Source organism: Neisseria subflava (assembly GCF_003044645.1).
In the GTDB taxonomy this organism is placed as follows: Bacteria; Pseudomonadota; Gammaproteobacteria; order Burkholderiales; family Neisseriaceae; genus Neisseria; species Neisseria subflava_B.
Map to the genome: position 1 here is coordinate 1 of NZ_POXL01000014.1, position 9,303 is coordinate 9,303.

At 46.6% G+C, this 9,303-nt stretch carries 7 protein-coding genes; 5 read left to right on the forward strand and 2 right to left on the reverse strand.

Going from position 1 to position 9,303, the window contains the following annotated elements:
* Positions 1 to 1,436, reverse strand: a 1,436-nt coding sequence (gene tssC, locus DBY97_RS11230) for a type VI secretion system contractile sheath large subunit (RefSeq protein WP_107858378.1), incomplete at its 3' end; no start/stop codon positions are given.
* Between the two features lie 38 nt (positions 1,437 to 1,474).
* On the reverse strand, positions 1,475 to 1,975 hold the full coding sequence (gene tssB / locus DBY97_RS11235) for a type VI secretion system contractile sheath small subunit (protein WP_070589491.1): 501 nt from the start codon (positions 1,973 to 1,975) through the stop codon (positions 1,475 to 1,477).
* 159 nt (positions 1,976 to 2,134) lie between these two features.
* Between tssB and tssK the strand changes: the two genes are divergently transcribed.
* From tssK to tssH, 5 genes are all read left to right on the forward strand, one after another.
* Entirely contained in the window at positions 2,135 to 3,481 is a 1,347-nt protein-coding gene (gene tssK / locus DBY97_RS11240) for a type VI secretion system baseplate subunit TssK (RefSeq protein ID WP_107858379.1), read from the forward strand.
* Position 3,482: 1 nt separating this feature from the next.
* Positions 3,483 to 4,145, forward strand: coding sequence for a DotU family type IV/VI secretion system protein (locus DBY97_RS11245; protein WP_101756361.1), 663 nt, complete (start codon positions 3,483 to 3,485; stop codon positions 4,143 to 4,145).
* A gap of 17 nt (positions 4,146 to 4,162) precedes the next feature.
* Positions 4,163 to 5,791, forward strand: a complete 1,629-nt coding sequence (locus DBY97_RS11250; protein ID WP_107858380.1) for an OmpA family protein — start codon at positions 4,163 to 4,165, stop codon at positions 5,789 to 5,791.
* Between the two features lie 70 nt (positions 5,792 to 5,861).
* Complete coding sequence (locus tag DBY97_RS11255) at positions 5,862 to 6,350, forward strand: Hcp family type VI secretion system effector (protein ID WP_107858381.1); 489 nt, start codon at positions 5,862 to 5,864, stop codon at positions 6,348 to 6,350.
* Between the two features lie 71 nt (positions 6,351 to 6,421).
* Positions 6,422 to 9,241, forward strand: a complete 2,820-nt coding sequence (gene tssH, locus DBY97_RS11260; protein WP_107858382.1) for a type VI secretion system ATPase TssH — start codon at positions 6,422 to 6,424, stop codon at positions 9,239 to 9,241.
* The last annotated feature ends 62 nt before the right edge of the window (positions 9,242 to 9,303 follow it).

The following is a 9,303-nucleotide window of genomic DNA, read 5'->3' on the forward strand; positions in this document are numbered from 1 at the left end:
CCCGGGTTGTCCTCGATATCTTCCACCAATACTTTTGCCTCCCTTAACGGATGTGTTGCCTGCAGCTCGTCGCTCGGGTCGGTCATTTCCGTTACCAGGGTATTGATCCAATTATTCAGTTCCAACTCAAGCATACGGCGGTCTTTGGTGGTACCGATGTTTTCACGCTGGATCAGTTTGAGGTAGTGTGCCAGGCGGGAGAGCAGGAAGACGTAAGGCAAACGGGCGTTAATGCGGCTGTTTGCGGTTGCTTCCTTGGTCTCATACAACGCAGGTTTCTGAGTCGAGTTGGCGGAGAAGAAGCAGGCGTAATCGCGGTTTTTATAGAAAGACAGCGGAACAAAGCCCAGATTGGCAAATTCGAATTCGCGGGTTTCCGGAATCAGGACTTCTGTCGGGATTTTCATTTGATTGCCGGTACCCAGGTCATACATGTGAATAGGCAAGTCTTCAATCAAGCCACCGGCCTGCGGGCCGCGAATTTGGACGCACCAACCGTTATTGATGAAGCTGCGCACCATATTAGCAGCAAAGGCGAATGATGCATTTGCCCACAAATAGCGGTTATGCTCCGTACCTTTTACCTGTTCTTCGTAATTGAAGCTGCGGACAGGCACGGTGTCGCTGCCGTATGGCAGACGGGCGAGGAAGCGGGGAAGGGTCAAGCCGATATAGCGTGCATCGTCTGTTTCGCGGAAGCTTTTCCATTTGATGTATTCGGCGCGGTCCATATAGTTGGCCAAATCTTGGATGGCAGCCACTTCCTCCATGCTTTCTTTGCCGAAGAAAGATGCGCCGACCGAGCCGATAAATGGCATATGTGCAGAAGCGGAAACACGCGAGATATTGCGCAACAAAGCCATATCTTGAGGGCTGCGGTCAAATTCGTAGTTTGAAATCACGGCGCCGATAGGTTCACCGCCCGGGGTGTCGTATTCGTTGCTGTAAGTGTGGCGGTACAGTCCGCTTTGCACGATTTCAGGCGCATCTTCAAAGTCTTGAATCAAATCTTCTTTGGAAACATCAAGAATTTCAATTTTGACATTGTGACGGAAGTCGGTTCGGTCGACCAAGAATTTCAAACCGCGCCATGCGGATTCGATTTTTTGAAATTCTTCGTTATGGAGGATTTCATCCAGTTGACGGCTGAGTTGTTCGTCGATACGGGCAATGTGGTAATCGAGCAGGCTTTTGTCCAGGCGCTCCACTTTTTGGGAAGAGTCTTGGATCATTTTCATGAAGACGCTGACGGCTGCGGCGATACGCTCGTCGGCAGAGGCTTCCGACATTTTCTCGGCACTTTGGAATTGCTCGATATCGATGACGGAGTCAACGGCGTTCAGATTGATTTTTTTACACAGATCTTCATAAACACTGTTTGTGCTTTCTTGTTCGATAACTGTAGTTTGGGCTTGGGCCTTTTGGCTTTTTTGCATATTTGAATCCTTACGGGTATTTCAGACGGCCTTTGATGTTACTTATTATTGATAGGTGCGATTTTTTCAAGACGGTCGCGCAGTTCGGCAGACAGGTTTTCGTCACGCAGAATGGTTTCCAATTCGCGACGGAAAGCAGAGTCGTCCAACAAGTTGGATTTCAAATCGCGAAGCAGGTTGCGCATAGCCAGCAAGGCACGCAATTCCGGCACATTTTGGGCAATTTGCTCCGGATGGAAGTCGCGCATGGATTTGAAATCCAAATTCACATTCATTTCGCCGCCGGCAGGAGAGAGTGTGTTTTTGACGGTCAGATTGGCTTTAGGATTGAAATCGGATAATACTGAATCAAAGTTGTTTTTGTTAATATTGACTTTTTCTTTTTCGGCAAGATCGCGTTTATCTTGGCCGTTGCTGTAATCGCCGGTTACTAAAAGCTTAAGCGGCAACTCAACCTTTTTTTGTGCGCCGCCGGTATGTAAGTCCAATTTAATATTGATACGGGAAGGCGGAACTTCGTTTTGAAAACTTTTGCTCACGATGAAATTTATCCTTTTTTGATAGATTAAATGACACTTATGTCATTTTTTCAAATAAAATGCAAGGTATGGGGTCAGGAAATATCCTGATTGGTTAGTATAAATGTTAGACAGATAGCTTGTCTATCGTATTCAAATTTACCGGAAAAAGGTTTTTCAGTGAAATTTCACAAGCCGTTATGGGAAGAGGGGGTGCTCCTATCGCCTCAACATTTTCAACAACAAGACAAATTCAATAATCATATGCATGCCCTGTTAATGAGAATGATGGGGGATTTTAGATGGGGCTGTTTTCAATGTGAATTTGACCGTCAGGCATTAGAAGTTGGAAAAATCAAATTAGATACACTTCAGGCATGCTTGCCGGATGGTACCTTAATTGATTTGCAGGCCGGCGGACGCCACGTCAATGTGCGCAATATTGAAGGCCTGCCTTTACAGCAACGAAATGTTGTATTGTTGGCACTGCCAGTCTATCAGGCACATGTTTCAAACTTGGTAGATGAGGATGAAACCAAAGATACGCCCAAGCGCTTTGTTAAGAGCTTTGAGAAGGTGGAGGATATTTTCTCTACCGAGGAAACAGAGTTTGCGGTGGAGGGATTGAATCTCACCATTCGTTTCGATTTTGAACAAAATGACGACTATATTACCTGTCCTATCGGTGCAATAGAGAAAGATGAGACGGGCGCTTTCGTTTGGGCTAAAAACTATATCCCGCCATTGTTATCCATAACAGGATCGGAAACTTTATTCTCTTGTCTTAACCGCATCACTTTGATGGTATTATCCCGTATAGAGAATTTGTCTGCCCGCCGCCGCTCTCGGAGCGAAAGTGTCGTTGATTTTTCAGTTTCCGATTCGATGCTGTTTTGGTTTCTGCATGGCTTAAATACCATTTATCCGGAATTGAAGCACCTGAATGATTCCCCGCAGAAGCATCCGGAAGAGTTTTATAAACTTTTGGTACGCCTGCTGGGTATGCTGTATACCTTTAGAGCCAACGAGTCCGTTAAAGAGATAGACTCATATGATCACTTTGATTTATTTGGAACATTCAACCGTTTGGAACAAAAAATCCGTGATTTGCTGGATGAGGTTATTCCTTCCCCTGTTATCGAATTGTCACTGGAGCATCTGAAATCGACGCATTGGCGCGCCCAGATATTTGATGACCGAATCAATGCTGATGCAGAGTTTTATCTTTCCGCCCATTCCGACTCCGTCGACTTCTTGGAATTGCAAAAACAGCTGCCTTTGGTCAGCAAAATCGGTGCGCCCGATGATGTGGAGCGGGTAATTAATACGGCAGTGGTCGGCGTACCTTTACATCACCTTCATCAGACTCCGCCGGGTCTGCCTTTTAGAATGGACAATGTGTATTTTAGGTTGGATAAACGGCATATCGCGTTTGATAGGATGATGCAGTCCCAAGTATGCAGCATTTATGTTCCGGCCTCTATTTCTGATTTACATTTAAGCCTATTTGCAGTAGTGAGTATTTAATATGAATAACCAACCCTTAATTAGAACCGTTTTGAGAGATACTGCTTTGGCGGTATCCGCATTATCTGCCGGCTTTACACCTGACCATTCCGAATCATGGTATGCTCATTGCAAAAATCTGATTCAGGATTTAAAGGCAAAATTAGCCGAGCTTGGATGGAAAGAGGCGGATATTGAAGAAGTTTCATATGCACAATGCGCCCTTTTGGATGAGGTTGCACTGCGCACGCTGAAAGGTAACGACAGGGAAGTATGGGAAAGAAACCCTATGCAGGTTTGTTTTTTCCAATCATATAATGCGGGGGATATCCTGTGTGACCGAATCGAATCTTTGTGTAAAAACCACAAGGATGCCAGTCCCTTGGTGGCGGAAACCTATCTGAGTGTGATTAATTTGGGCTTCAGGGGTCGATATGTTCTGGATGAAGATGCATTGCACACCGCACAGGAACAGTTGAAAAAAATCACACCCGCCTTTCCAAGCAATGCCGTATCGGAAGACGGTAAGTTGTTTTATATAGATCAAAAGGGAACGCCGCTAAAAAAAGCATTCAGCCTCCGTCCTGCCTGGCTGCTTGTGGGAAGCATTGTTGTAGCAGCGGTTGCATACTTTGCATTTAGATATTATCTGGATGGTTTGGTTGAACAAATACAAGCATTGTAATTTCAAGTGTTTATATAATGACTTATCGGAAAATTTCGGTTCTGGCGACCTTGGCTGTTTTTGAGCTCGTTTTACTGTATGTGTTCGCAGTATATTGGCAGACAGGTTGGATAATCAAAGGCTGTGCTTGGGCATTGTCAGTTGGGGCTGCCTTTTATTATTGGCGTTTTTATCTAAAGAAAAAACGCGAACAAATCAATACGGATTTTTGGAAGAAAATCGCAGAAGAATTGGATCCCAATGGAGATTTGGGTTGCTATATCATTCGTCTGCATGACTCTTCTGTGCCGAGAAAGTTGGTAGAGAGGGTGAATGACACCGTCTATATCAATATGTCGGGTTCGGAAAATCTGCATCCTGTTGTTTCCAATTTGCTTGAAAATACAGCCCATAAGTATGTTTCTGTGAGCCTGGAGCTGTGGCTTTCCCCTGCGGAAAATACCGATATTGCGACCACTTTGCGCACATGGTTGCGTAATATACTTTTTCTGCAGAAGAGCACGGGTTTGACTATCCCAGTGCACTGGTTGATTCAAACGCCGGTGTCTTTTTTGTTTGATAGAAAAAACAGTCATTCCGTTTTTTCTATCATTAATAAGAAAGAACACAACCGTCTGCAGATAAACGAATTCTTAAAGAACCTGAAAAACGCCCTGTCCCTTAAATTCCTGCATGACAGCAATGCCCAGTATAGCCATCAATATATTTATCTGATGGAGGCACTGAATTTTTTAGAAGAAAAATTCTTAAAAAATACAGATAGCGGATGGGAGTATGTGGACATATGCAGTTTAAGCCTTGCCGATTGCGGAAATTTTCAAAATACATCTGAATGGGCCGCTTATTTGGTAAAAAATACAGATGGTCTTATTCCGTCAGCAAAAAGCGTTCAACATGGTTCGGTAAGATACATCCTATCCGAATATCTGGATAAATATGCCGTTTATCATAGAAATCATATTTCAGATATGATTTTTAAGGTATTATTCATTGGTGTTGCCGGTTTTTTTCTGGCCGCGTCGTTTTCAACTGTCAACAACAGCCGTTTGTTGGAACAAATCGGCACGCATATAGCGGACTTCCGTATGGAAACGGATAAAGCCGAACAGAATAAAAAAATAGGGCTGTTGAAGCAGGACTTGAAATTGCTTGAAGGATACCGTGATCACGGTGTTCCTGCATATTTGGGCTTGGGACTGTATCGTGCACAGGCCTATATCCTCAAATTAAAAGCCTTAATCCCTGCCGAAGTTCCTAAAGCGCCCGAGCCTGTCAAAAAGCCGGAGCCGGTGGTTCTTACCCTGGACAGTTTGGCACTCTTTGAAACCGGACAGTTTGAATTAAAAAATAATGCCAATAAAGCATTGATTGGCGTATTGAAGGCAATCGAAGCACATCCTAATACCCGCATTTTAATTGAAGGCCATACCGATAATGTCGGAAATCCTGTTTCCAATCAGCAGTTGTCAGAAAAACGGGCCCAATCCGTCAAAGACTGGTTGGTGATTTCTTCCAATGTTCCTGAGGGCCGGTTTGAAGTCAAAGGTTTGGGCGATACCAAACCGATTGCAGACAATCAGACAGAAGACGGTAAGGCCAAGAACCGCAGGGTTGAGATTATCCTTATTCCCTCGGCAACACAGTAATTCAATGCAGCACAAGTTGCTTTAAGCCTTAAAACTTAAAGCGTTTTTAATAAAACTAAGGAGTAAAAATATGGCAATTCCTGCTTATATGTGGCTGAAAGACGATGGCGGTTCCGCTATTAAAGGTTCTGTTGACGTTCACGGCCGTGAAGACAGTGTTGAGATCGTTGAGTTCCAACACAATGTTCGCATTCCTACAGATGCCAATACCGGCAAACTGACAGGTACCCGCGTTCATGAACCTATCGTATTGTACAAAGAATACGATGCGTCTTCTCCATACTTGTACAAAGCCGTAACCACCGGTCAAACTTTAAAAGAAGTAGAAATCAAGTGGTATCAAATTGATGCATCCGGTCAAGAGAAAGAGTACTTCAATACCAAACTGGACAACGTTAAAGTTGTCGCAGTAGGTCCTGTAATGCACAACATCAAAGACCCTGCACGCGAGCGTTACAACCACTTGGAACGCGTTGAATTGCGCTACGAAAAAATCACTTGGACTTATAAAGACGGCAACATCATTCATTCCGACAGCTGGAACGAAAGCCGCGCTTAATCATCCACATAAAGTGCTGCCTGATAAAGGTAGCACTTTTTTATAACACATTTTTACATCAGGGATATCAAATGTCTGCACATGATCAAGCCTTATTATTACGTCGTCTGAATACGCATTGCCAACAGGCAATGGAAGCCGCCGCCGGTTTATGTCAAACACGGGGTCATGCCGAAATTACGGTTGACCATTTGTTTATCAAACTATTGGAATTAGGGGATGGCGATGTCGGCGCCTTATTGAGACGTTACGAAATTGATTCGGAAAACATCTGGAACCCTTTACTGGACACGATGGATAAACTGCCGCGCAATGTCCGCGGTAATCCTTCACTGTCCAAATCACTGGTCAGCCTATTGTCAGACGCATGGCTGTTGGCAAGTGACGAAGGCGCATCAGAAATCCGTTCCGCTTATCTGTATCAGGCATTGTTGAAATCCCCTTACCGTCTGATGACGCAGGATGCATGGCCGCTGTTGAGTCTGACGGAAACCCAAATAGGCCGTCTGAAAACATGGTTGGATGAAGTCTCAATCGAAGGCACCAACAATACGTTTGCCCAAACTTCTGCCGAAGAAGGCCAGGAAGGCACTCAGGCCGAATCCAAACCACAACCGGTTAAAGCAACCGGACAAAACGATGCATTGGCGCGCTTTACCGTCAACCTGACTGAAAAAGCAGCCCAAGGCGGTATCGACCCCGTATTTGGTCGCGAAACAGAAATCCGCCAAATGATGGATATTTTATCGCGCCGCCGTAAAAACAATCCGATTTTGGTCGGCGAGCCGGGTGTCGGCAAAACCGCACTGGTAGAAGGCCTGGCCCTGAAAATCGCCTCAGGCGAAGTGCCTAAAATATTAGAAAACACACAGGTATTGGTCTTGGATTTAGGCTTGCTGCAGGCAGGTGCAGGCGTTAAAGGCGAATTCGAACAACGCCTGCGTAACGTGATTGAAGCCGTTCAAAATTCCGAAGAACCCATCTTATTGTTCATTGACGAAGCGCATACCTTAATCGGCGCCGGCAACAGCGCCGGTGGCGCAGATGCCGCCAACCTCTTAAAACCGGCCTTGGCACGAGGCGAATTGCGCACCATTGCCGCCACAACCTGGAGCGAATACAAACAATATTTTGAAAAAGATGCCGCATTGGAGCGCCGTTTCCAAATGGTCAAAGTAGAAGAGCCAGATGACGAATCAGCCTTTACCATGCTGCGCGGCTTGAAACAGCGTTATGCCGCCTACCATAAAGTCCATATTCAGGATTCCGCAGTCATCGCAGCCGTGCAACTCTCCAGAAAATACATTACCGGCCGCCAACTGCCCGACAAAGCCGTAGACTTGTTGGATACAGCCGCCGCCCGCGTCCGCATGAGCTTGGATACCGTTCCCCATATCTTCGGCTTGATGGAGGCACAGGCCTCCTCGCTGCAACGGGAATTGGAAGCATTGGATGCCGACAAACAACTGGGCCGTCTGAACGCATCGCAAGAAGAAAACATCCGACAAGTCGAGCAGGAAATTGCCCAACTGAACGAACAGCGCGAAGAAATGAACCGCCGCTATCAGGAAGAAAAACAATTGGCGGACGAAATCCAATCCTTAATGGAAGCCGCCAAAAATACAGAATTAACTTCCGAAGAGCGGGAAGCCGCACAACAAAGCCTGACCGAGAAACAGCAACAGCTGGATGCCGTCGTCGCAGGCAAACCGCTGATTTTTACCAGCGTCGATGAAACCGTGATTGCCGACATTATCGCCGACTGGACAGGCGTGCCCGCAGGCAGCGTACTCAAAGACGAACTGGCCAACCTGCTACAGCTCGAAAGCCTGCTTGAGCAACGCGTAGTCGGACAAAGCGAAGCCATCCATGCGATTGCGCAAAGTTTAAGGGCCGCTAAAGCCGGCCTGAAAACCAACGACTCCCCGTTGGGCGTATTCCTGTTGAGTGGCCCATCCGGTGTCGGCAAAACAGAAACCGCCCTGGCATTGGCAGACGCACTCTTCGGCGGCGAAAAATCACTGATTACCATCAACCTGTCCGAATACCGCGAAGCACACACCGTTTCCCAACTTAAAGGCTCGCCTCCGGGTTATGTCGGCTACGGCGAAGGCGGCGTATTGACCGAAGCCGTACGTCAAAAACCATACAGCGTCGTATTGCTGGACGAAGTCGAGAAAGCCCATAAAGACATCCTCAACCTCTTCTACCAAGTCTTCGACAAAGGCATGATGCGTGACGGCGAGGGCCGGGAAATCGACTTCAAAAACACCGTTATCCTGATGACTTCGAACTTGGGCGCAAACGAACTGACCCAGTTGCTGAAACCGCAAGAGCCGGAAGAGGCAGAAGAAGCCGCAGTAGAAGAAAACCAAGAAGCAAACGGACAAGAACAGATCGCCGATACCGAAGTAGAACTTTCTGCACAAATGCCGGAAACTCCGTTTGAGCACACCGAAGTTTCAGACGGCCCTGCCGAAGCCGAAGAAGCACCCGAATACAGCTTGGAAGAACTGGCGGAAGCCATCCGTCCGATACTGACAGACCACTTCCAAGCCGCATTGTTGGCGCGTATGCAGGTCGTTCCTTACCGTCCGTTGGAAAAAGAAGCATTGGCCCAAATCGTCAGATTGAAGTTGGATAAAATTGCAGACCGGCTGTATGAAGCCCATCAAACACGTCTCAGCTACAGTGAGGACTTTGCAGCGCTACTGGCCGATTCCTGTACGACCGGCGACAGCGGTGCGCGCAACATCGACCACCTGCTGAACCGTCAGGTGATGCCGGCGATAGCCCAAAGTTTTTTACAATGGCAGCAGACGGCGGGTCATATGCCGGAGCGAGCGAGCTTGGAAGTTGGGGAAGAGGGCATAGACGTTTTGTTTGAATAAGGCAGATTAAAGGCCGTCTGAAGGGGAAGTCAACAAGGTTGATTACCTTTCAGACGGCCTTT